Origin of the sequence: Coleofasciculus sp. A1-SPW-01, from assembly GCF_040217205.1 — a bacterium.
GTDB lineage: Bacteria > Cyanobacteriota > Cyanobacteriia > Cyanobacteriales > Coleofasciculaceae > Coleofasciculus > Coleofasciculus chthonoplastes_A.
Window position 1 is genome coordinate 1 of record NZ_JAVJNP010000189.1, and the last position, 24,442, is coordinate 24,442.

A 24,442-nucleotide genomic window follows, 5' to 3' on the forward strand; every position below is an offset into this window, starting at 1 on the left:
GATTGGCTTGATTTGAAGAAAACCTAGCTTAATCGCTTAATTAGTTGGGTTTCCTTCGTCAACCCAACCTACAAGCATTACACCGTGGGACTTTGGCTTAATTCATAAGACTTTATTATCACCCTAAGTACGGGAGAGCCATCAGCAATAGCTTTAGCCAGCTTATGATTAGCCATCATGCCAGACACGTTAAGGTTCTCTATCCCTATTCTGCTGTGGTTTTTGGCTAGATAGGATGTGAGCTTGTGCAGGGTGTCTTTTCGGATGTTGGCTATCTGGCGATGGAGCCTAGCTATCTTGACTTGGGCTTTCCTCCAGTTGTTCGAGCCTTTGACTTTATGGCGGTTGAGCCATTGCCAACGCGATAGCTTTTTCTCATGCTTGCGGTAACTTTTCGCTCCCTCTACCACGATACCTGTAGACAAAACGGCTAGTGCTTTTACGCCTAAGTCCACCCCCACAACGGGGTAGGGTTTATGGGTATTGAATGGCTCAATCTCCAGCTTAAAACTGATAAACCAGCGATCAGCCGTTCTGGATATGGTCACAGACTTGGGTTGATAAGCATCAGGCAATCGCTCATACGTCCTCAGCCAACCAATCTTAGGTACTCTAATCTTGAAGTGGTCTAGCTTGATTGACCCATCTAGGGTAAAGCTATCGCCCCGCCCTTTCTTCTTAAACCTGGGTGGCTTGCTTGTCTTCTTAAATGCCCGTTTCCAAGCCTCAGCCAATTGCCTAAGTGCATACTGAGGAGCGCATTTGCTCACTTCATAATACCAGGGACAGACAGGCTTAACCAGTGCCACCAACCATTTGTGTAGGTCAATGCCAGTAGGGAATTTTATCTTGTCCTCTGGATTGTCCCGGTTATGGTCAAGTATCTGGTGAGTTAAGCCTAGTCCCCAGTTCCAAGCATGACGGGTAACACCGGAGTGCTTGGCTAATAGCTTCCTTTGCTTGTTATTCAGCTTTAACTCGGTTTTGAATCCTAATAGCATTTGCCTAATGCTCAACTGGTGTGAACCTACCCAAAAAGCCCAGCTATGGGAAGGTTCGGGGAGAAATTAGGTTACGGTTACTTGCCCAACACTCTAACCCTAACAACTTATCGATGTAACCTATCTCAGCGCTGATCTTAACACTACAGATTGAAGCGGCTAAATGACTCCCTTGCATCAGGAGTCCAAATTATTGATTATAGGGAAATAGAGTTTTGAGAATCCGGTCTACACTACCTTGCCCATAGACAGAGTTTTCCGCCGGGGAGTCAGCAGAGTCGGGTTCCTCTTCCGACGGGGACTCACTGGAACTGACCTTGGCATCAACGTCTGGGTTGACCTCCTGCGGTTCAGGCTGTTCAGGAGAGGGAGATGGGTTAGAGGCGATCTTAGGTGAATGATTCGCCGCTTCTGGGGGATTAGAGCTATCAACCGGAGGAGTCGCGGCTGGGGAAACCTCGGCAACTTGACGCCCCACATCACCAACAACAGACCCCGCAGGCACAACGGTTAATCGCTCAATCGAAGCATTCCAAATCGTGGTCAGTGAACCGATACAAGCATTTGCCCCAATTGTCCCGTGACCTACGACCAATACACCTGTACCCATATTGACACCGGTTTCTATCTCTAACGTCCCTTGGTCAGCGTGCAGAATTGAACCTGCACCAATACAAACACCTGCCGCGATAATTATTTGACTCTCAGGATTAGCCCGCAAAATTACTCCCGATGAAATCACAGCACTCGGATCAATGGTTACATCACCTTGAACATAGACATGAGAGTGACTGCTCAATGGTAGTGGCAGGGGCAAATGCATTTTATAGTTATAGACGTTATAAACGTGAAGCTAATCAGGTCAATAGAATTAGAAGTACCGCGATTTTGAAGTCAGTGATTTTGGATTACCTCTGTAGGAAAGGAAAGGGATTGAGGATTAAAAATAGTCAATTCTTTCTTTGTTGAACAATTTCGGAGAAAGCATAGATTTCAAGCCTAACTCCATCGCCAATCCCCAATCACAGATCACCCTTTCCTTTCCCCCTGACTTCTAAGGGTTACTGAGGTAATGATTGCTCAACTTGGTTTTTGAATCAGGGTTTCCAAGACACGCCGCTTGGCTTTTGGATCAATGCCAATCAGACGCACATATTCCCCACTATGTTCAGCCATACAGCCTTCTAACCCCTCAATCACCTCAGAAACCTGATTGGATTCGATGGGAGCGCAGCTTTGCCAGGAACTGGTGCGGAAGCGACGCTTGTCGGCGTGTTCGGTACCAATTTTGTAGCCTTGAGCTAACAAACCCCGGACTTGATCAATCGCCTCTTGGCTCAAAGACGTATCCGCAGGTGATACAGAATCCGCTTTTGAGGGTGCTGATACCGAGGTTTTGGTGCTGGTGCGATCGCGCCGACCATTTGAGGAGACCGATGTCCCTGTTGTCAAGGCTTTACTATCCGGTCGTTGAATAATTTCTTGCAGCACCCGTCGTTTCACATTGGGGTCAATCCCAATCAAGCGCACGTACTCGCCCTCATGGTCGGTTACACAGTCGATAATCGCGTCCATCACCTCCGATTCCCGATTGGATTGAATCGACATCGCACTCTTCCAAGAACTGGTGCGGAAGCGCCGCTCATCGGCATATTCTAAACCAACCCCATAACCTTGAGCGACCAGTCCCACCACCGTTTGCTGAAGATCAGACTCCAGTTGGGGCTGGGAACGGGAAACCTGACGCTTGTTGCTCGCCGCAGGTTGACTGTAACGATAACTCGAAGATGCTTTCGCTGGGGTGGACTTGGACGGCTGATCACCGGGTCTTTGGATAATTTCTTCCATCACCCGCCGTTTGGCTTTCGGGTCAATCCCAATCAGGCGAACATATTCGCCCTCATGTTCGGTTAAGCAATCGCTCAGAGCATCAAGCACCTCTGATTCACGATCTGAGTGAATCGCGATCGCACTCTTCCAAGAACTCGTCCGGAAGCGCCGCTCATCTGCATATTCGGCACCAATCCGATATCCTTGAGCTAACAGTTGACGAATTTGTTTCTGCAGGTCTGAATTTATGGCTGTAAATGAAGGCATGGAACTATAAGAATAAGAAGAACGACGAGAAGGTTGATTTCCATTTTCCTGATCAGAGTCAGAGGCTTGAAGCCTCTCCTTGCGGATTGGCGCAATACAAGCTTCATCCTCTGCACACTGATACCCTGATCGCAATGCATCGTTGCATGCGATCAGATTATGAGCAAACGTGAGATCCTCCTCTTGGACATCGGGCAGTCTATCCGCTTGCTGTTGGTTATTAATGACTGCTCCAGAGGGTATATATTTCCCCGGCGGAATTTCCACATCTTGCACCAAGGCGTGCATCATGATGATACAGCCATGACCGATGCGAGCATTAAACACGGTGGAGCGAAAGCCAATAAAGCAATCATCTCCAATGTAGGCTGGACCGTGAATCAGGCATAGATGAGTAATCGAGGTATTCTGACCAATCCAGACGGAGTAAGCTTTTTTGTCATCCCCCAACACTCGCGAACCTTCTAAGCCATGAATCACCACTCCATCTTGAATATTCGAGCCAGCGGCAATGTAAAACGGTCCACCTTCGTCTGCTCGAATGGAAGTCCCCGGAGAAATCAGAACATTTTCGGCGATTATGACATCTCCGATAATGTTAGAAAAGGAGTGGACGTAGGCACTTTCGTGAATTTTGGGTTCCGCCAAACTTTTTGACCAAGGGGTCGGGGGTGCCGCGTAGCTACGAACTACCATGATAATATTTTCCTGCCTTGCACAACGTATATCAACGTGTTGTTTTTTTTTGATTAAACCAAGAGCATTTCATCCATAAGCCTTGGATGTTTATCCCAATAGGGATATAAAGATCTGTGTTTAAGTTGGATCTTCAAACAGCCGCAATTCTAGCTAGATTGTCGGGTTTTGAGGGAGAAGTTTTTGGTTAAAACCAAAACCCGGGTACTGAGCCGAGGGCTATTGGGTTAACTCCCCTCCCGCTAGCAGAATAAGTATTGGCTTTAATACGCCAAATTAGGGTATGAATTCTTAGTCTGGCGGTCAGTCATCTTAGACCGATAAGGGAGTCAGACTCAGGGCTTGCTCATGATTGGTGCTAACGATTTCGGATGACTTTTTCCACCCCAGACTATCGATATTGATCTTTTTTACTGTAGAGAATGTGATTATCTACACTAACGGTGTCGATAATCCCCACTACCATAGCATCAATAGGGCGCTTATCACTTTCACCCACCTGACGGGCTGCGCTGCCACAACTCACCAAAACCCACTCATCCACACCCGCACCGACGACATCTGCTGCCACTTCGTAGTTAGGTAGAGGTTTACCCTCTTCATCCATAAACTGTACTAAGAGAAATTTTACACCTCTCAGGCTGGGTTCTTTACAAGTACTAACGACTGTCCCCCGCACTCTGGCAATTTGCATTTATCCTCCACGGTTGGGATTTTGGATCGTCGGTTCTGGGCGGACTGAGTTACCGTTTTTTTTAACGAGCGAGTCTTGCCTTTGTCTCAAGCCCCAATTAACCTTTCCTATAATCATTTAAGGATAAGGGTATTGGTCTTAGGGACGGTTAAGCGGACGGATGGCATTCGTGCTTTCTCGGAACTGTTCTACGTCTTCAGTGTACCGAATTGGCAGCACGTACTCTAGGTTTTCATGAGGGCGAGCAATAATGTGAGTGGATAGAACCTGACCCCCATTGACGCGCTTGACGTTATCCACACCAGCGGCTACAGAGGCTTGGACTTCCGACACATCGCCCCGGACGATAACCGTAACCCGACCACTACCGATTTTTTCATACCCGACTAAGGTGACACGGGCGGCTTTCACCATGGCGTCAGCGGCTTCGACGACAGCAGGAAAGCCGAGGGTTTCTACCATTCCAACGGCGATTGACATGAATGTTTCTCCAAAATCTAGGGGTTTGTCTGTTTTGACACCTTGGGAGCGCCAGTATTTAGCCCAATCTAAGCGTAGAGATCTCGCTAATAGGATCGGAATTGCTCCACGGCTTCGCTATATCGAATTGGTAGAACGTATTCCAAGTTTTCGTGGGGACGAGCAATGATGTGGGTGGATACGACTTCACCCCCATTGACCCGATTGGCAGATTCTACGCCAGCAGCGACGGACGCTTGAACTTCTGAGACATCGCCCCGAACAATAACCGTGACCCGCGCACTACCAATTTTTTCATACCCGACCAAGGTGACACGGGCAGCTTTCACCATGGCATCGGCGGCTTCGACGACAGCCGGAAACCCTTTGGTTTCAATCATTCCTACAGCAATTGGCACGTTGATTTTCTCCTTGTGAATACGTTGACCATGAGTCCGCCCATCCCGGTTGGGCAAAAATTTGGACGGGAATGTCGAAGTTTAGACTAATAAATTACTAGCCAAAACCAAGCATAGAGAAGCTTGGCACAATTGACAATATAAATTATTATGATAATTCTTAATCAAACTGTTTAACAAAACTTAACTTTAGAGCGATAATAATCGAGAGGTTGGGCAAAATTCTCAGCTTTGGCGAAATGTTGGCTTTTTTTATAATTTTTTGGTAACGTTTTTATACGTTAAAATGACTTGTCTCCAGACGCCGGGAGAATCACCTCATAATCAAGCAGGGGCAACGGGTAGGAGAAACGCCTAACCGAACAACTCAAGCTTGGAGAGAAGGTCAAGGCTCTAGGGTTAAGTATAAGCTATGTTTATCACTTTGATTAAGCTGACTTTAATATAGATTAAATAGATAGATAGAGGGACTCAAACCGCGATCGCACCAGCATTGCGCCAGCGAATCCCTTGGTCAATAGGCAAAATTCTGTATCGATATGATCCAGTGATCAAAAACCAACGAGGTACGCAAGCGGGATGACAGAGTTTCTGAATCAGACAATTTGGTTAGTGCCGTTTTATGGGTTAATTGGCGCCATTTTAAGCTTACCTTGGGCAACAGGCGTGATTCGTCGCACCGGTCCCCGTCCGGCTGCCTATCTTAACATATTAATGACGCTTTTTGCCTGTATTCACGGTTTGGTAATCTTCCGGTCTGCCGTAAATCAGCCGATGGTGAACGAGTTTGTATTTGACTGGCTGCAAGTTGGCAGCGTGAATTTCTCCTTCGCCCTAGAAGTTTCGCCTGTAAGTACAGGTGCGGCAGAGGTGGTGACCAGCCTCTGCCTGTTGGCGCAACTGTATGCCCTAGGATACATGGAAAAAGACTGGGCATTAGCCCGCTTTTTTGCCTTAATGGGATTCTTTGAAGGGGCGATGAGTGGAATTGCCTTGAGTAATTCCCTACTCTTGAGCTATGCCCTGTTGGAAATGCTCACCCTCTCCACCTACTTACTCGTTGGCTTTTGGTATGCTCAACCCTTAGTGGTTACCGCTGCACGAGATGCCTTTTTAACCAAGCGGGTGGGTGACATGTTGCTGTTAATGGGGGTTGTCACCCTGGGAAGCCTCGCGGGTAGCTTAAACTTTAATAACTTATACGATTGGGCAGGAACAGCAAACCTTCCCCCCATCCTCGCCACCTTGCTGGGATTAGCTCTAATTGCCGGACCCCTAGGGAAATGCGCTCAATTTCCCTTGCATTTGTGGTTAGATGAAGCGATGGAAGGACCAAACCCCGCCTCCGTCTTGCGGAATTCGCTGGTCGTCTGCTGTGGGGCGTATGTGTTGATAAAACTGCTGCCGATTTTAGCCCTATCCCCAGTCACCTTATCCGTGTTAGTGGTAATTGGCACGATCACGGCGATTGGTGCATCTTTAGTCGCCATTGCCCAAATTGATATTAAGCGATCGCTCTCCCATACCACCAGTGCCTATTTAGGGTTGGTGTTTATCGCCGTGGGAACCGGACGCGCCGATATTGCAGCGGCGTTACTCCTCGCCCACGCCTTTGCCAAAGCCCTATTATTTATGAGTACGGGTTCAATTATTCTCACAACCAGTAACCAAAATCTCACCGAGATGGGCGGCTTATGGTCACGGATGCCCGCCACAACCAGTGCCTTTGTCGTCGGAACAGCGGGGATGATTGGACTATTGCCCCTGGGGGGGTATTGGGCGTTAAGTAAAGGGATTAATTCTCTCTGGGCAGATTCACCTGGATTAGTGGCAACGTTTATCGTGGTGAATGGGATTACCGCCCTGGGATTAACTCGTGTCTTTCGTTTAGCTTTTTTAGGCAATCCTCAGCCGAAAACCCGCCGCACCCCAGAAGTCTTGTGGACCATGGCGTTACCGATGGTGGGGTTAACGTTGATGACATTGGGGATGCCTTTGTTGCTGCAATGGTTAAACTTGTTACCCGTAGCCAAGTATGAGTACCTGATTGAAGTCCCCCAACTGTTATTATTTGGTTCCAGCGTAGTGGGTTGTGGGATTGGCGGTTTAATGGACTTACACAGAACGGGATTGCGATCAATTCTCTTACCTGTGCGATTTTTGCAAGACCTTTTAGCTTATGATTTTTATGTTGATCGATTCTACAATTTGACGGTTGTGTTTGCAGTTGACTTATTTTCTAAACTGACGGATTGGATTGACCGTAATATTGTCGATGGTGCGGTAAATTTAATCGGTTTGGTGACTGTGGTTGGCGGTCAATCGTTGAAATATAGTGTGTCGGGGAAGTCTCAGTTTTACTTGTTCACGATTCTGATTGGTGTCAGTTTATTGGCACTGTTAATGAGTTGGCCCCTCAGTCAGTGGGATTGGGAACGGTGGTTGTTTCTGATTGGACAATAAAAAGGTTTGTTTGTCTGACTCTCATGTGACTCAATCTGCCCTGGTTGATTGGTTGGTATCGAAGGTTATTTTTTTTAACGCAGAGGGACGCAGAGGTTAACGCAGAGGGTCGCAGAGGAGTGATGAGAATTGATGAGCAATGAGGCAGTTTGTCAATGGCTGCGAATATAAAGAAGGACTAAGGACGAAGGACTAAGGACAAATGACGAATAAGAAAAGACGAATAAGAAATTATGCTAAGTGCTTTAATTTTAGTACCGCTATTAACTGCCCTTGTCGTCGGATTTTTGCCTACGAATCTGATGGCAAAAGGGGCGCGTAAAGTTACCTTAATTGTTACCAGTGGTCTATTTATTTGGTCATTGGTGTTACTCGCGCAGTTTAATCCCAGTGAGATTAACTTTCAGTTTCAAGAGCAACTCTCTTGGATTGAGTCAATTGGGTTAACCTACAGTTTAGGTATTGATGGGTTGTCTATGCCTTTACTGGTTTTAAATGGTTTACTCACCGCCATGGCAGTGTACTGTAGCGATGAGGAGTTAGAACGTCCGCGATTTTATTACACGCTGATTCTGTTATTAAATGCTGGAGTGGCGGGGGCGTTTTTAGCGCAAGATTTATTGCTGTTTTTCCTCTTCTATGAACTTGAATTAATTCCTTTATATTTGCTAATTGCTATCTGGGGCGGAAAACGGCGTGGTTATGCGGCGACCAAGTTTCTCTTATATACCGCTGCGTCGGGGGCGTTGGTTTTAGCTGTATTTTTAGGCTTGGTCTTTTTGAGTGGGGCGAATAGTTTTGCCTACGGTAATGTTCAAAATTTAGCCTCATTATTGCCCGTGGCGCGTCAATTGGTACTTTTAGGCGGAATTCTGATTGCCTTTGGGATTAAAATTCCTTTGGTTCCCTTCCATACCTGGTTACCGGATGCCCACGTTGAAGCTTCGACACCAATTTCTATGCTGTTAGCAGGGGTGTTGCTGAAGTTAGGAACTTATGGATTATTGCGCTTTGGTTTAGGATTATTTCCTGAAGCATGGGCAATTATCGCCCCGTGGTTAGCAACATGGGCGGTTGTCAGTGTTCTCTATGGCGCGTTTAATGCGATCGCGCAACGGGATATGAAGAAGATGGTGGCGTTTAGTTCAGTGGCACACATGGGGTATATTTTACTGGCGGCGGCGGCGGCGACATCAATTTCCCTGGTGGCGGCGGTGATGCAAATGGTGAGTCATGGGTTAATCTCGGCGTTACTGTTTTTCCTGGTGGGGGTGGTGTATAAGAAGACGGGTTCGCGGGATTTAGAGGTTCTCAATGGATTGTTGAATCGGGAACGGGGATTACCGTTGATTGGTAGTTTTATGGTATTGGCGGTAATGGCGAGTGCGGGAATTCCAGGAATGGTGGGATTTATCTCGGAATTTTTGGTGTTTCGGGGGAGTTTTCCGGCGTTTCCTGTGCAAACGCTTCTGTGTATGATTGGGACAGTTTTAACGGCGGTTTATTTCTTAATTTTGCTGGATCGTACCTTTTTTGGGCGTCTCTCGGCACAGGTGATTAATTTACCCCGGGTTTACTGGAGTGAACGGATACCGGCGATTGTCTTAGCGGTGTTGATTGTTATTTTTGGGATTCAACCGGGATGGTTGGTGCGGTTGAGTGAAACGACTACGGCGACGATGGTGACGAATTCACCAACCATTGCTTTGGGAAAATAAGGCAGATGGCAGATGGCAGATGGTAGAAGGGAATTTAATACTAAGTCAGGGCGGGTTTTGCCTAAACGTTACTATCAATAGCGAAAAGAAAGTTCCTAAACCCGCCCCTACACACTCAAAACTAATTGCTATGGTCATTAGTCAAAAAACCTCTAAAAAACATCCCCTAGAACCTTACATTAAACGCCTGAACTCAGGTGAAGCGTTGCTGGTGGATTCACCAGAGAATGTGCTAGAGGTTGTGGGGATTTTACATAGTTATGGCATTGTCCTAGATGCCTATTCCCGCAATCTAATTTATATTGCTGAGAATCAGTTTTTAGTCTTTTTTCCCTTCTTTAAATACTTCAACGGGGAGGTTTCTTTTCAGAAACTATTGCAGCACTGGTGGCATGATCGGATTAATTTTGAATATGCAGAATACTGCATGAAAGCCATGTTTTGGCATGGAGGTGGGGGATTAGATGCGTATTTAGATACACCAGAATTTAAGCAGCACTGTGCTGCTGCGGTTCAGGCAAAGTTTAAGGGGAATCCGTTTGTTCAAGGATTAAATTGGTTATTTCCCAATTTTCTCACCGAACAAGCGCGTCAGATGGCATATTACAGTGGCTTGGGTCAATTCTGGCGGGTGATGAGTGATATTTTTATGGAGTTATCTAGTCGCTATGACAAGGGGGAAATTAAGACGATTCCGCAAGTGGTGGAACATATTTTAAATGGATTAGTGGCGGCGGCGAATAAGCCAATTACCTATAGCGTGAAAATTCGCGATCGCGAGTATGAGATACTTCCAAAATCCGCTGGGTTAACCTTTCTCATGGATACGGCGGTACCCTATGTGGAGGCGATTTTCTTTCGGGGAACGCCGTTTTTGGGGACGGTTTCCTATAACGCCCAAGCCAATCAGATTCCGCCCGAACAAGGTAAGTTTACTTATGGGGCATTATATGCCGATCCGTTACCGATTGGAGGATCGGGGATTCCGCCAACATTATTGATGCAGGATATGCGTCATTATTTACCGGATTATCTGCATCAAGTTTATCAGCGATCGCGTCGGGGAGAGGATGATTTGCGGGTGCAGATTTGCCAAACGTTTCAGAAGTCGATGTTTTGTGTAACCACAGCGGCAATTTTGGGATTAGCGCCTCATCCATTGGATACGACGGAACCGGAACAACAGGCGGAAAATCGGGCGTATTTGGAATATTGGATGGATCGATTTGTCACATCGCGGATCAATGATGTTAATCAGTGAGTTAAGCTATCATGCATTTAAATTGGGTATTAGTAGCGAGCAAGATGCAAAGCCTGCGGCATGGCTTCGCTAAACGCACTACAAGGATTCCGCCCTTATTGATATTAAGGTTTAAATGCCGAACAGCTTAAGCCAACTAGGATAAGCACAAGACTGGTGATTTTGTAATGGTAATCCCTGATACGTCGAACCTATTTCGCTAACACCCTGATCAAATTCCTCCAAATTCATAGTGTCAACTTCAACAAGTGCCTCAAATGCAATTGTCCACCACTTCTCATTGTTAACTGTAAGCTGGGTTAATTCATAGGTAATCTCTTGGTAAAAACGTTGCGATCGCGCTTTGTTCACCGACACCCATGATCCTTGTGTCAAGCCGCCTTTGGGTATGAGACTCTCGGAGGTTGAGTCTTGACAACTCCACTTAATCCATTGTTCAATCCCGCCTTCCCAGTGGCGACTAAATTGTCGGATACCCCATTCTGCTTTACGCCACTTAACCTCTAAACTGCCTTGCCGAAATTTTATATTCAGATACGGACAATCGGGGATATAAAGATAAGTATCCTCCCTGGTTTCTGGCGATCCTAATATCTCGCCTGGACAATCTGTAGTGAACCAATCATTCACCTGTTTAGGTAAATTACCGCGATTGAACCAGCGCAGTTCTAACGTGATGAAGTCATTTGTCATTTTTTAGGGAACAGGGAACAGGAAACAGGGAACAGGGAATTACAATTCAGATTTAATCCTGCTGGTGGGCGAATTTATAAGCCCCGATAAAGGATAGTGCGATCGCGAAGGCTAATAACACTGGGATAGAATACCAGGGAAACTGGGATAGAGGTAAATAGGCAGCCGCCCGTAATCCGGTACTGGCATAGCTGAGGGGTAATAAGTAGACGATAACTTTTAATGCCAAGGGTAACGTTCTCGGATCAAAGAACGTTGCGCCCAAAAACGACATCGGTACAATCAAAAAATTGTTGTACAGTCCCACGGATTCTAAGGACTTAACATTCAATCCCACAAGTACCCCTAAACCAGAAAATACGGCGCAATTCAGCAGTAACACCAATAAAAATAAGGGATTGATAAAGCTGAAAACTTTACCTGTAAACAGAACCGCTACCACAATCACCGAACCGGATGTCATCAACCCGCGCACGATTCCGGCTAGAATTTTACCCAAATACAGCGCTAAGGGGTGTACAGGCATCAGCAATGTTTCAGCAAATGTCTTGGTGTAAAGCCGTTCACCGCATATCGAAAAAGTTGTCCCACTGAAGCTAATCGTCATCGACGATAGGGCAATCATCCCCGGTAGGATAAATTCCAAATAGCTGTCACCCGCCGCCGTTTCCATGGCTGAATTGAGGGCGCTACCTAATCCCAACCCAAATGCGATAATGTAAATCACTGGGGAGATGAGTCCAGCCGCCGCGACTTGCAGGATTCTCACCCGCAGCTTTAACCACTCACCCCAGAATACGGTGAGACTATCGGCGATGATGGTTTGCCATTGACTGCCTTTGAGAGTTTTGCTCAAGGGGAATACGAGATTAGACTTCACAATATCGATAGGATTAACATCTCTTCTTAATATTACTTCATAATTCTGGGCATCTGGCTGATGGTGTGGGGGTTTGATCACCCCTAACCCTCAAAATTCGGTAATATCAAAGACTACCGAGCACAATGACCTCTCAATTTATGACCTACTACATCGCGCCCAGCTTCCGGGATAAACTGGCGGTTCACATTACCAAAAACTATCTAGAATTAGAGGGTGTCCGGGTTCCTCTGATTCTGGGCATTCATGGACGCAAAGGAGAAGGCAAATCCTTCCAATGCGAGTTAGTCTTTGAACAAATGGGGATTGGTATCATCCATATCTCTGGTGGTGAACTGGAAAGTCCGGATGCAGGTGATCCGGCGCGTCTGATTCGCTTGCGTTATCGAGAAGCCGCCGAAATGATTAAGGTACAGGGGAAAATGTGCGCTTTAATGATTAATGACTTGGATGCAGGGGTTGGACGTTTTGACAGCACGACTCAATACACGGTCAATACTCAACTCGTCAGCGCCACATTAATGAATATTGCCGATCATCCCACCGATGTGCAACTCCCTGGGAGTTATGACGCCAATCCCCTGCATCGCGTCCCGATTATTGTCACCGGGAACGACTTCTCCACCCTCTATGCGCCGTTAATTCGAGAAGGTCGTATGGAAAAATATTACTGGGAACCCAGTCGAGAGGAACGCATTGGTATTGTTGGCGGGATTTTCGCGGCTGATGGACTACCACGACGAGACATCGAACAACTGGTGGATCAGTTTCCCGATCAAGCCATTGACTTTTTTAGCGCCTTGCGATCGCGGATTTATGATCAACAGATTCTCCACTTTATCCATGATGTCGGACTCGATCAAGTTTCCTTTCGCGTCGTTCGCAGTACCGAAGCACCGCCGGAATTTGAAAAGCCGAATTTTGATATATCTCACTTAATCGAATTCGGTCAGGTGATGATTGGCGAACAAAGACAAGTTGAACAGACGGGATTAGTTCGAGAATATAATAAGGCACTGCGCGAAAGTCCTGCGATTGAGTTACCGCCAGCACGACAAATCACAGGTCAATATACCCCCCAGACACGGAGACAGGGAAACGGTTTAGCCAAAGAACCCCATACCCTTAATCAAGGATCAGCCAATCAAGTCACTACTGAGAATAGAGTTAACCTTAAGACACATCAGCCGTTAGAACTGATCGGGTCCATAGATTTAGATATCCAGCAGCAGATCCGCGAACTCTTAGCCCAAGGCTATCGTCTCAGTTTAGAGTATGCCAATGAGCGGCGTTTTCGCACCAATGCCTGGAAAAGCGGCGGCACATTTCAAGGAAATGAAGCATCAGAGGTGATTTTGACGTTAGCCGAACGCCTTGCGGAGCATAATAACGAATACGTGCGATTAATTGGCATTGACCCCAAAGCCAAGCGACGAATTCTAGAAACGATTATCCAGCGACCGCGTTAGGATGGGGGAATCCTTTACGACCTTTGAGAGCATGATTTGTAGGGGCGGGTTTATGTGCTTTCGTTTCGCTATTGATGATAACCTTACTTCAAACCCGCCCTTTCTAAATGTAGGGGCGAGTTTCACTATCATCGTTTCTTTCCTCACCCAGATGCGACTAAACCCGCCCCAACCTAGGTATAAGGGCGGGTTTTGTTGATCACTTATTGGTGACAAACCCATTGAATGGCTAAACCCGCCCCTACATTTGATTTAATTCCCCATCTTCCATCTTCCCCAGCTTCCCCCACTCCATCCTTCCTCAGACACGCTAAATTGTAATGTATAAGTTCTCAGGCAACGGATAGATAGGTTTAACTCTCCCGAACAACGTGATGAACCATGAACAATGAACCATGAACGCTCGCACCAGGAAAAAGATACCCGATTTAATACCATCCACTAGGATATGAATTCTCCCAAACCTCCCCAACCGCCGAAAACCATTCTGGGTCAGTTGACTCAGGCAGTTCAGACGATTCAAGCTAGAGTTAACTTTGAAGCCCTAGCGCTGAAGCCGAATGCCAAAGTTCCAGAACTGTGGGTGCAAGATGCGGGTGCGGATAAGGCGGAAGTCTACCCCCTATTAGGCGATCGCTATTTGCTGGGACGCAGTTCTAAATCCTGCGATATTGTGGTGCGAAACCCAGTGGTGAGTCAGGTTCATTTGTCCTTGGAACGCTATGGGCGATCGGGCAGAACCTTTATTCTGAAAGATGAAAATTCCACCAATGGTATTTATCGAGGTAAACGCCGCCTGCCATCTTTAGCTTTGCGTCATGGGGATATTCTCACCATCGGTCCACCAGAATTAGCCGCCTCAGTTAAGCTGCAATATGTTGATCCGCCACCTTGGTATATTCTCGCTATTCGTTACAGTCTCTATGGGGTGGGTGGATTAACGGCATTAATTGCTTTAATTATTGGCATTGAATGGTTAAAAGTCCCGGTGCGCCCCCTACCCGTTGGAGTTCAAGGACCCGTTGTCGTCTATTCTCGTGACCAGGTTCCTTTGCGCCAACCGCGTACTGAGGTTCACCGAGAACTAAAACGGTTATCGGATTTTTCTCCCTATTTACCCAAAGCCTTAGTTGCTTCGGAAGATAGCCGTTATTATTGGCATTTTGGTGTCGATCCCTATGGAATTTTGCGGGCATTAGTCCGGAATATTCGGGGGGGTGGAATTAAAGAAGGGGCAAGTACGATTAGTCAACAGGTGGCTCGCAGTTTGTTTACTGAATATGTCGGGCGAGATAATAGTGCTGCCCGGAAACTTCGGGAAGCAATTGTGGCACTGAAACTGGAGACATTTTACAGTAAAGATGAGATTTTAAGGACATATTTAAACCGCATCTATCTAGGGGTAGAAGCGTATGGGTTTGAAGATGCTGCCCAATTTTATTTTGATAAATCGGCACAAGAGTTAACCCTTTCCGAAGCCGCGACGCTGGTGGCGATTTTGCCTGCACCGAATAGTTATAATCCAGTTCAGGATTATGATACCGCGTTGGGGTTGCGAAATCGGGTAATTAGCCGGATGCGGGCGATGGGGATGATTAGTGACGAGGAAGCACAACGAGCCAGGCGATCGCGCATTGAGGTGAGTCCGAAAGCTCGGGAATTCCTGAATAGCACCAAAGCTCCCTATTTCTATAATTACGTGTTTGAGGAACTACGGGATCTGCTGGGTGCGGAGTTGGCGCAAGAAGGAAACTTTATTGTCGAAACCAGTCTCGATTTGCAGACTCAGGCGAAGGCGCAATCAGAACTACGTAATTTTGTCAATACCACGGGCAGCCAATTACGCTTTTCTCAAGGGGCGATAGTCACCCTAAATACCACCGATAGCTCGATTCGGGCGATGGTGGGAGGTGTTGATTACCAAGCAAGTCAGTTTAATCGGGCAACCCAAGCCCAGCGACAACCGGGTTCAACGTTTAAACTGTTTGATTACGCCGCCGCCTTAGCCCAAAGAATTCCACCGGGAAAAACCTACTCCTGCGCCCCAGCCTTTGGTTTACGTGGGTGTGAACGTTCCGGGGGTACAGTTAATATGTACACGGGGTTGGCGCTATCGGAAAACGTGATTGCGGTGCGGGTAGCGACGGATGCGGGATTAAATAACGTGGTAGAAACGGCGCGACGATTAGGGATTCGCTCAAAGCTTGATCCGGTTCCCCGGTTGGCAATTGGACAAAGTGAAGTGAATGTGTTAGAGATTACCGGGTCGTATAGTGCGATCGCGAATAATGGGGTGTGGAATCGTCCCCATGGAATTCAACGGATTCTCGATAGTGGAGATTGTGTTGATGAGAATGATCCGAAAACCTGTCGGGTGATCTACGAGTTTGAGGAAAATGGGGAAGGGGGGGTTCAAGCGGTAGCCCCTGCGGTTGCCCAGACGATGACCACAATGTTACGGGGGGTTGTGAGCAATGGCACAGGCGGTTCCGCCGCGATCGGATTTGGAGAAGCGGGGAAAACCGGAACTACGGATCGGTATGTGGATTTATGGTTTATTGGCTTTATACCCAGTCGTCAGTTAGTCACCGGGATTTGGTTAGGCAATGATGACAACTCACCCACGCGAGGAAGTAGCGCCCAAGCCGCACAATTGTGGGGGCGTTATATGCGGGATGTGGTGCAGTAATTGTTCGTAGTAGGCACTTTAGTGCCTTAAAAGCCTTGATTTCTAAGCACTAAAGCACCAGTTTCACCAATCGCCTTGGGTTTAAACTGAAGGAACCAAAAGCTCAAGTCAGAAGAGAGCTGACTAAATATGAATTTTAGTCCACTTTAGTGGACTTGAGCTATTAGCCCGGAGTTTGAACTCCGGGCTTCGGGCTTCGGGCTTCGCCGATATCCGTTAGCGGTTGAATCACAGCTTCATCCAGTCGAAAGCTCGAACTTGGGCTTCGCTTAAATATAATAGTAATTCATCTTCGATGAGTTTCAGGAATTGCTGTAAAGCTTCACCCAGCGCTTTTTTCAGGACATCGGGTTGGGCAGATTGTACCCCGGCTTTAATGCTGTCTTTGAAAAAATCTTTTACATAGTCTTCCAGCGCTTCCTTCCCCAGTTTTAGAAGGATCTCCTTTAGGACTAAATCGTTGAGGATGGAAACGCCCAGCGCTGCCCAAAGTTCTACCATGCTGTTATGCCTACAGGATGCTTTACATCATTTTATCTTATATCCCTCTTCTGTCATTGTCTCTACCCAGTTAAAAAAGGAAACTCTACATTCACATTCCATCGCCGACCATCGTGAAGTAACAAGGTAAGATGAGATGCCATGAACTCAAAGTCTAACGGTTGGTTCTCAAATTCAGCCCACGCCTTGCGGAAATTCTGTCGCTTCAAATCACGAAAAGCAATGGTGACATGAGGAGAAAAGGAGCGATTTTTAGAACGCTCATCAACGATACCTAGGGATTCTTCTAGATATGCCATTAAATCCTGTTGAATCGCGAGCAGTTCTGGCGTTTTCAGAACGTTGACGTAAATAACACGAGGTTTAAACGCCCCAAACCCTTGAAGGGTTATGGAAACGGGTTTTCGGGTTTTAGCAAAACTTTTCAGGGATTCTTCGAGAATAGGTATAGCATCGACTTCCCATTTAAAAGGGGATTGCAGTGTAATATGGGGTGGAGATTTGAGGGCAGCTTTACTCTCATAAACATCAGCACAATGTTGCTTGATCTCCATAATCGAGTCTTGAATAGTTTGAGGAGGAAGTAGGGCGATAAAAAAGAGTTTTTTCATATTAAGCAATAAAAATAGGTTTTCGTCGAGACGGTTTTCGGGATTAAGTCGGTTAGCAAAAATAAACTCAACATTCCACCAGTTATGTAAATAGGGGCTGCTGAATAAGTGCTGTGGTGAGGGGGAGCTGGGGGAGCTGGGGAAGCTGGGGGAGCTGGGGAAGCTGGGGAAGCTGGGGAAGCTGGGGAAGCTGGGGAAGCTGGGGAAGCTGGGGAAGCTGGGGAAGCTGGGGAAGCTGGGGAAGCTGGGAGATCCGACATGACTACAACACCAAATCAAAGGGCAGAGGCACGCAACCGCGTGATTGAATCTGCCCGTCGATTAGAGGTTGAACTCAATGAACAAGAATTGGAACGATGGATGAACTCCATCACCGAAGCCACAGGAGACAGTGATATTACCGTTCATTTCATGGTTTTGGGATGACCTTTTGCCCCTGGCAAGGTTTCCAGGTTGGCTGTAAAGGTTGCGATCAATTGTTTGTCTGCGCTGTAAGCTGCCGAGGCAATGCTGAGCATAGAGTGAGGTTTGGGAATGGGACCATCGGATTCAATATCTGTGCTGACGTAGATTTCGATTGTCATCTATTTTCTGAGCCATTTGATCCAACTGTAGTTACAGACATCAAACTAAACCGAATCGGCTGGGGGGCCAGAAGCGGAAACAAGCGTGACCAATAATATTAGGTTGAGGCAAGAATCCCCAAACGTGAGAGTCGTTGCTGTTGTTGCGATTATCTCCCATGACAAATAACTGACCTTCCGGAACGCGCACGGGTGTCATCTGATAGTTTGGGGGTTCAGCAATGTAAACTTCGTCTAGCGGTTCCCCATTAATATAGACTTTGCCATCTTGAATTTGGACGATTTGACCCGGTGTAGCAATGATCCGTTTAATAAAGGCTTGGTCTTTGGTAAACCCCTGCATTTGTAGTTGAGGCGGCGGATCAAAGACAATGATGTCCCCGCTGACTGGGGGTTTGAAGTGGTAAGAGATTTTTTCTACAACCACGCGATCGCCAATGTTCAATGTCGGTATCATCGAGTTTGAGGGAATGTAGCGCGGTTCGGCAATAAAGACTCGAATCAACAGCGCTAGGGCGAGTGCGATCGCAATAATTTGTAGATTTTCTCGGACTTGTTGCCAGAACTTCGATCTCGGTGATATAGATGGGTTCGATTGTTCTGCTACCGTTGACTGATTCGGTTTGTCCACAGGTATTGAAGTCCCTCCCTTGGCAGACTGATTTTTTACCGTTTTGTTTAAAGTCATACACGTTGGCACTGAGAATCGCTGGCTGTCACTTTTCTTGCTTCCGCCACAAAACGTTTGCCTTTCAGTCAAGATAACACGCTCTCTAGGTCTTTGAGCGATAGGGGACTGATTCGGGTTGTGTTCACCAGGCGATCGCGTTCCTCAACCCCGTCAACGGCGATCCGGGAGACTCTCGTGCCGTCTTTCTCCAAAGGCATTTGCTAGTTTAACTGGGATTTAGAGTTTATTTTAACCTTAAACAATCCTGTATTATTATCTAATTCTTTACATGATAAATCCTGATATTTTTTTTTGTCTTTTTCCATTCTTCAAAATATTTATTTTAACAAAGCATCATAAAAAAAGATGCTAAATTAACAAGAAGTTTATTTGAATTCGCTTTAATTGTAAATGTAAACATTCTAATTTATGATGATTGACGCCATGAACACCAACAAAGTTTCTAAGTTGATCGGAAGTGCGGCGGTCGCAGTTAGCTTAATTTCTATGATGGGTCAGCCAGCCAATGCTGGACAATTGCACAACGACTGGAACTATGGAATTGATGCCTTCGGTGATGGATCAGGTGGTGCTAAGTATGACATTAAAGGATTAGCCATGAAAGAAACAGCCGATAGTATTTTTGTCGCTATAACAGGTGGCACACCCTTAGAAGGAAATAAAGACACAGGAGCGGTTGACAACAATATTGGATTGGGTGATTTGTTCTTTAATTTTTCTGGAAAAGATTTTACCACAGCGATGAATGATGGTGATCTATTTGGAATTCGCTTTGCTGAAACTAATGATTCTCAAGTCAGCCGTACTGGGGTTTATCAAAATGTCACGGCAATGAGCGTAACTCAAGATAACGATGGGTATGGCAGTTTAAAGCAATACTATAACCACAGTAAGTTTGACAAAATCAATACCCAAGGCACTGACTTGCCAGACAAAGCCGATGTATACGATTATCTCTATGGCAGCACCATTGCCCAGAAGCCAACGAAAAATAATACTCCAATCCTCAATGTGATTCAATCCGGTAGATTTTTGGGCGATATTGATCTACTGGATGGGACTCAACTCAGTAATGCTGGACTCGATTTTAGTCACTTTGAAGCGAATGACTCTCACACTTATGGCTTTAGATTTGACCGAGCTTTGCTTCCTAGAAATGGAGGGAGTTTCGTCAGTCATTTATTCTTAGAGTGTGGCAATGATGGTGTGGCGCTCAAAGGAGACCTTGAGTCAGTCCCTGAACCTTCTGGTCTGGCTGGGATTGCTGGCATTGGTTTAACCTTTGCGGGTATGGCTTTACGCCGTCGCCAATCACGAGGCTAGCTGCCATTTTTGTAATTGCATCATTGGTAATAAGTAGCCAAGAACTCAAGTTCTTGGCTAATAGCTTAAGTCGGTTAAAACCGACTAATGGCTTATCCCATGAAAAAAAAGGCAAAGCATCCTTTGGCTTCCCCACATAACAAAAAGCGAAGCAACATCTGGTCTCCCCCATGGAAAAAAAGCGAAGTATCCTCTGGTTTCCCCCATGGAACCAAAAGCGAAGCATCCTCTGGCTTCCCCGTGCAAAAAAAGCGAAGCATCCTTTGGTCTCCCCCTTTTTAAGGGGGACGGAAGGGGGATCTAAAAAGGGGGACAGGAGGGGGATCTCAAAAGGGAAAAGGGTGATCTAAAAAGGGGAGACGGGAGGGGAATCTACTGTGAGATGGGAGGGAAATCCAGAAAGGACAAATTAACATAAGAATAAAGTTTTGCGCTAGCGTGAGAAGAGAAACATCTATTGGTTCTGTTTCCTGTGCTGCTAAATAAACGTCCTATTCTATTTACGGGTTTCGTTGCTTGCCTCGTGGGTGTATTGACCGCCTGCGCCAATAGTCCCACAGGTCAATCTTTAGAACGTTCCTTAGCCGTAGACCCCAAACTGGAGGATAATGCCTCAATTTTGGGGAGTCAGACGAATGAACAAATATCTTCGGCGCAATTACCAGAGGATTTCCCTACCGTAATTCCCCGCTATCCTGATGCCCAATTACAGAACGTTGAACCATTAACTGGTTCAGATGCCCAAGGTCAACGTACCATCTGGTCATCCACTGACCCTAGTAATGATATTCAAGCATTTTACCGCAGAGCATTTGAATCCGGCAGTTGGCAGGTTATTTCTGCACCGAATCAGGATGGTATGAATTCCTTTATTGTGCGCCGGAATGATTTAAAAGTTAGGGTTTCTATTCCTACAGATACTACCCTTAACGATGCGGAAGAAACTCCAACCGAGACAGAGACTAATCCAAATAGTACAACGTTTGAAATTCAGTACATCCGCAGCAATACCGAGACAGCAGCAGCACCGTCAGATGCTTTAGAATCTTCAGAGACAGCAACAGAGAATACTGAATCCGTTGATTCAGCATCTGGTAAAGACCAGAACTTCACTGATTTTGATAATGTTCCGCCTGGATTGCGTCAGTATGTCGAAGACTTAGCCGCCTTAGGTGTTCTCACACCTGACTCTTCTAGTGCTAACAATAAATCAGAGGATAGTGGTACACAATTTACCGCCAACAAAATTATTACTCGCCGTCAGTATGCCCGTTGGCTTATTGAAACGAATAATCGAATTTATGAGAACAGTCCCGGAAAACAAATCCGTTTAGCCTCAGAAACCACTCAACCCGCGTTCCAAGATGTACCAGCGAGTGACCCAGATTTTGGGGCAATTCAGGGATTAGCTGAAGCAGGGTTAATTCCTAGTCCTTTGAGTGGGAATTCTACAGAAGTTCTGTTCCGCCCTGATGCACCTCTAACCCGGGAAAATCTAGTTTTATGGAAAGTTCCGTTAGATATTCGTCAGGGGTTACCGCAAGCCTCTCTAGATGCCGTACAGCAAACCTGGGGATTCCAAGATGCGGGCAAGATTGATCCGAAGGCGTTGCGGGCAGTTTTGGCAGATTTTCAGAATGGGGAACAATCGATTATCCGTCGCGTTTTTGGGTATACCACTCTCTTTCAACCGCAAAAACCAGTCACACAAGCGGAAGCTGCTGCCGCCCTGTGGTATTTTGGTTCTCAGGGTGAGGGAATATCAGCTAGTGAGGTTCTCCAGCAATCAAACTAGAAAGAATGGGTCAGGGTTCGTCTGTAGGGGTGGGTTTCACAATTATAGTTTCGGTTGACCCAGATTCAACTAAACCTGCCTAAACCGAGTAGTATGTAGGGGCGGGTTTTACTACTATCCTTTTTGACCTCACCCAAATGCAACTAAACCCGCCCCTGTTTCAATGGTAATGACACCAATACAGCAGTTTGATCTGCTATGCGGTACATTGTCGATCCCCCTAAATCCCATAAGCAAAAAAAGCGAAGCACCCTTTGGCTTCCCCATGGAACAAAAAGCGAAGCATCCTTTGGTCTCCCCCTTTTTAAGGGGGACGGAAGGGGGATCTAAAAAGGGGGACGGGAGGGGGATCTGAAGGGGGACTTTGATCTACTGTACTTTATTACAGCGCAAAGAGCTGTAACGTCTCTATAGCGTCGGTCAAGTATTCCTAGAAACCGGGTTTCTCGTGAGGATGATAACATATCAACCTTTCACCCAAATAAACCCGGTTTCTTGACCGATGTTCTAGGATTCAAACATCTACCCGCATCTGAGAAAAACGGATAAACTTAGCCATAAGTTTGCGTTTCTGGAACGGGGATTTTTTATGTAGTAGAGTCTGAAATACGGTTAACCCCCGGTTTTGGCATTCCTGGGCTGCTGTGTCTTGGTTTAAACCCCATAAGATGCGAATTAGGCTTTGTAGAACCTCTAAATGCCATTCAGGATAGATATCTGCGGTAAGGGTAATCAAGGCTTGGTGATATTCAGTTAAGGCTTTCTGCCAATAGTCCCGGTAATTTGGCTGATACTTTCCTTCCTGATAGTGGGCATTTCCTATTGCTTGATGTAATCGTCCCCAACCTTCGGGGTGAGTGTTTTGGGGACAATGGTTTAAGCCTTGCTGATACGATAACAATTGCCCTTGATAACCGTATTGAGTCTCAATGGGATTAGACACGATTGGGGAGACATTGGGAAATTGTAACGGTACAACCGCCGCCACTTCGGGGTTATAGTTCCAGGAATTTCCAAGGACAATTCCCCGGTTTATCCAAGCTTGGTGCAAATCGGGTTTAATTTGAATCGCTTGGTCAAATGATGCGATCGCCTGTTCATACTCTCCTAACCTAAACAGTGCCACACCTCGGTTATGCCAAGCGTCGTGGAAGTCAGAGTTGATTTGAATCGCTTGATCATAATTCGCGATCGCCTCTTCCTGTTTCCCTAACTCAGCTAGCGCCACCCCCCGATTGTTCCAAGCGTCGTGGAAGTCAGATTTGATTTGAATGGCTTGGTGATAATTCGCGATCGCTTCTTCCTTTTCTCCTAAATCTGACAGCGCATTACCCCGATTCGTCCAAGCTTGGTAGAAGTCGGGTTTGATTTGAATGGCTTGATCATAATTCGCGATCGCCTGTTCATATTCTCCTAACTTCACCAATCCATTTCCCCGGTTGTACCAATATTTGTGGTTATCAGATTTTAGTTCAATGGCTTTATTAAAAGATACCAGGGCTTTTTCGTTTTTCCCTAACTTCGCCAATACATTCCCCCGATTTTGCCAAACTTCGTGATTATCAGATTTTAGTTCAATGGCTTTATCAAAAGATGCCAGCGCTTTTTCGTTTTTCCCTAACTTCACCAAGGCATCACCCCGATTTTGCCAAACTTCGTGATTATCGGGTTTTAGTTCGATGGCTTTGTCAAAAGATACCAGCGCTTTTTCGTTTTCCCCTAACTTCACTAAGGCATTTCCCTTGTTGTACCAAGCTTTGGAGTTATCGGGCTGGATTTCAGTGGCGTTTTCAAAGGATGTGATAGCACTGAGAAAATTCTGATCTGCAAATTGCTGATTCCCTCGATTCAAGCATACTTCTGCTTCATCAGTTTCTGCATTTTCGCTTTTCCCCTCGTCTTCCTCCCTTTTCCCCGCAGGTTTCGCCAATAAATCCCTGCCAATATCTGCGGCAATTTCCCCCAATTCCCCACACCCCAATCGACTCAACTGTAGCAACTGACAAGCTAACCGATGATCCGCCTCTGGCAATTGCCGCAACTGCTTCCCATACTCCAGCAGCCATGCTCTAAAATAGCGATCATTGATCCGATGTCCCAAATGTTGCGATACTTGTTCTGGTTTCCATCCCTGACTCACTCCAGTTAGCAGTTGCTCAAATAGCTGCTGATAGTCTGCATCACTGAGACGTTGAAGTTTCACCCGTTGATATTTTCTCCGTTTAAGGCAGGGTGGTAAGATTGGCTGAATCAGACGCACTAGCCACCGCCAAAACCGCTTAACCATCTGTTTTCTTAGAAAAAGGTTTATTTTACTTTATCGTATTTTAATTCAGGGCTTCGTGCCACCCAGCTATCAAACTCGCAAAAGTTTTGAGGGTTCCAGATACGCCGTAGT

At 46.3% G+C, this 24,442-nt stretch carries 21 protein-coding genes and 1 pseudogene; 8 read left to right on the forward strand and 14 right to left on the reverse strand.

Features of this window, described 5'->3' with window-relative positions; genetic code table 11:
- Positions 1-77 precede the first annotated feature (77 nt).
- The 6 genes from RH949_RS27615 to RH949_RS27640 all read right to left on the reverse strand — a co-directional run bounded on the left by RH949_RS27615 (position 78) and on the right by RH949_RS27640 (position 5,366).
- Positions 78-1,001: an RNA-guided endonuclease InsQ/TnpB family protein gene (locus tag RH949_RS27615; protein ID WP_006105364.1), complete on the reverse strand. Its 924-nt coding sequence runs from the start codon at positions 999-1,001 to the stop codon at positions 78-80.
- 190 nt (positions 1,002-1,191) lie between these two features.
- Positions 1,192-1,800 (reverse strand): hypothetical protein, encoded by a 609-nt coding sequence (locus tag RH949_RS27620; RefSeq protein WP_446357670.1) that lies wholly within the window; start codon positions 1,798-1,800, stop codon positions 1,192-1,194.
- A gap of 281 nt (positions 1,801-2,081) precedes the next feature.
- A complete protein-coding gene (locus tag RH949_RS27625) occupies positions 2,082-3,794 on the reverse strand; it encodes a ribulose bisphosphate carboxylase small subunit (protein WP_446357672.1) in 1,713 nt (570 codons plus the stop codon).
- A 391-nt stretch (positions 3,795-4,185) separates the two neighbouring features.
- Positions 4,186-4,488 carry a EutN/CcmL family microcompartment protein gene (locus RH949_RS27630; protein ID WP_006105202.1) on the reverse strand — a complete coding sequence of 101 codons (303 nt, stop codon included), beginning with the start codon at positions 4,486-4,488 and terminating at the stop codon, positions 4,186-4,188.
- Between the two features lie 138 nt (positions 4,489-4,626).
- Complete coding sequence (locus RH949_RS27635; protein WP_006105258.1) at positions 4,627-4,968, reverse strand: carbon dioxide-concentrating mechanism protein CcmK; 342 nt, start codon at positions 4,966-4,968, stop codon at positions 4,627-4,629.
- Between the two features lie 86 nt (positions 4,969-5,054).
- The gene (locus tag RH949_RS27640) at positions 5,055-5,366 is read right to left on the reverse strand and encodes a carbon dioxide-concentrating mechanism protein CcmK (protein ID WP_006105229.1); all 312 of its coding nucleotides are present in this window, start codon (positions 5,364-5,366) and stop codon (positions 5,055-5,057) included.
- A gap of 579 nt (positions 5,367-5,945) precedes the next feature.
- Here RH949_RS27640 and RH949_RS27645 point away from each other — a divergent pair.
- From RH949_RS27645 to RH949_RS27655, 3 genes are all read left to right on the forward strand, one after another.
- Positions 5,946-7,829, forward strand: coding sequence for an NAD(P)H-quinone oxidoreductase subunit F (locus RH949_RS27645; protein ID WP_446357675.1), 1,884 nt, complete (start codon positions 5,946-5,948; stop codon positions 7,827-7,829).
- 233 nt (positions 7,830-8,062) lie between these two features.
- Positions 8,063-9,547: an NADH-quinone oxidoreductase subunit M gene (locus RH949_RS27650; RefSeq protein ID WP_446357677.1), complete on the forward strand. Its 1,485-nt coding sequence runs from the start codon at positions 8,063-8,065 to the stop codon at positions 9,545-9,547.
- A gap of 130 nt (positions 9,548-9,677) precedes the next feature.
- Positions 9,678-10,808 carry a CO2 hydration protein gene (locus RH949_RS27655; RefSeq protein ID WP_446357679.1) on the forward strand — a complete coding sequence of 377 codons (1,131 nt, stop codon included), beginning with the start codon at positions 9,678-9,680 and terminating at the stop codon, positions 10,806-10,808.
- A gap of 111 nt (positions 10,809-10,919) precedes the next feature.
- Here RH949_RS27655 and RH949_RS27660 read toward each other — a convergent pair whose 3' ends face one another.
- Entirely contained in the window at positions 10,920-11,501 is a 582-nt protein-coding gene (locus RH949_RS27660; RefSeq protein ID WP_446357681.1) for a hypothetical protein, read from the reverse strand.
- Between the two features lie 52 nt (positions 11,502-11,553).
- Positions 11,554-12,381 carry an ABC transporter permease gene (locus RH949_RS27665; protein WP_044210526.1) on the reverse strand — a complete coding sequence of 276 codons (828 nt, stop codon included), beginning with the start codon at positions 12,379-12,381 and terminating at the stop codon, positions 11,554-11,556.
- Positions 12,382-12,521: 140 nt separating this feature from the next.
- Here RH949_RS27665 and RH949_RS27670 point away from each other — a divergent pair, with 140 nt between their 5' ends.
- Together RH949_RS27670 and RH949_RS27675 are read left to right on the forward strand one after the other, a co-directional pair.
- The gene (locus RH949_RS27670) at positions 12,522-13,850 is read left to right on the forward strand and encodes a ribulose bisphosphate carboxylase small subunit (RefSeq protein ID WP_446357705.1); all 1,329 of its coding nucleotides are present in this window, start codon (positions 12,522-12,524) and stop codon (positions 13,848-13,850) included.
- Positions 13,851-14,298: 448 nt separating this feature from the next.
- On the forward strand, positions 14,299-16,539 hold the full coding sequence (locus tag RH949_RS27675; protein WP_446357683.1) for a transglycosylase domain-containing protein: 2,241 nt from the start codon (positions 14,299-14,301) through the stop codon (positions 16,537-16,539).
- Between the two features lie 228 nt (positions 16,540-16,767).
- On the opposite strand, the gene RH949_RS27680 is transcribed toward RH949_RS27675, so the two are convergent.
- Positions 16,768-17,040, reverse strand: coding sequence for a hypothetical protein (locus RH949_RS27680; RefSeq protein ID WP_006105358.1), 273 nt, complete (start codon positions 17,038-17,040; stop codon positions 16,768-16,770).
- Between the two features lie 62 nt (positions 17,041-17,102).
- Positions 17,103-17,660, reverse strand: a complete 558-nt coding sequence (locus tag RH949_RS27685) for a 2'-5' RNA ligase family protein (RefSeq protein WP_157453380.1) — start codon at positions 17,658-17,660, stop codon at positions 17,103-17,105.
- A 249-nt stretch (positions 17,661-17,909) separates the two neighbouring features.
- Here RH949_RS27685 and RH949_RS27690 point away from each other — a divergent pair, with 249 nt between their 5' ends.
- Positions 17,910-18,077, forward strand: coding sequence for a hypothetical protein (locus tag RH949_RS27690; RefSeq protein WP_157453379.1), 168 nt, complete (start codon positions 17,910-17,912; stop codon positions 18,075-18,077).
- On the opposite strand, the pseudogene RH949_RS27695 reads toward RH949_RS27690, so the two are convergent.
- From RH949_RS27695 to RH949_RS27705, 3 genes and pseudogenes are all read right to left on the reverse strand, one after another.
- Positions 18,071-18,235: pseudogene (locus RH949_RS27695) on the reverse strand (exonuclease); the annotation flags it as partial. The gene RH949_RS27690 and the pseudogene RH949_RS27695 sit on opposite strands and share 7 nt — an antisense overlap.
- A gap of 40 nt (positions 18,236-18,275) precedes the next feature.
- Positions 18,276-18,923, reverse strand: a complete 648-nt coding sequence (gene lepB, locus RH949_RS27700; protein ID WP_446357686.1) for a signal peptidase I — start codon at positions 18,921-18,923, stop codon at positions 18,276-18,278.
- 68 nt (positions 18,924-18,991) lie between these two features.
- Complete coding sequence (locus RH949_RS27705; RefSeq protein WP_006105217.1) at positions 18,992-19,123, reverse strand: hypothetical protein; 132 nt, start codon at positions 19,121-19,123, stop codon at positions 18,992-18,994.
- Positions 19,124-19,349: 226 nt separating this feature from the next.
- Between RH949_RS27705 and RH949_RS27710 the strand changes: the two genes are divergently transcribed.
- Entirely contained in the window at positions 19,350-20,249 is a 900-nt protein-coding gene (locus RH949_RS27710; RefSeq protein ID WP_044210479.1) for a PEP-CTERM sorting domain-containing protein, read from the forward strand.
- Positions 20,250-20,706: 457 nt separating this feature from the next.
- A complete protein-coding gene (locus RH949_RS27715; RefSeq protein WP_006105362.1) occupies positions 20,707-22,044 on the forward strand; it encodes an S-layer homology domain-containing protein in 1,338 nt (445 codons plus the stop codon).
- A gap of 514 nt (positions 22,045-22,558) precedes the next feature.
- Here the strand turns inward: RH949_RS27715 and RH949_RS27720 are convergent.
- Complete coding sequence (locus RH949_RS27720; protein WP_446357689.1) at positions 22,559-24,331, reverse strand: tetratricopeptide repeat protein; 1,773 nt, start codon at positions 24,329-24,331, stop codon at positions 22,559-22,561.
- Positions 24,332-24,442: the final 111 nt, after the last annotated feature.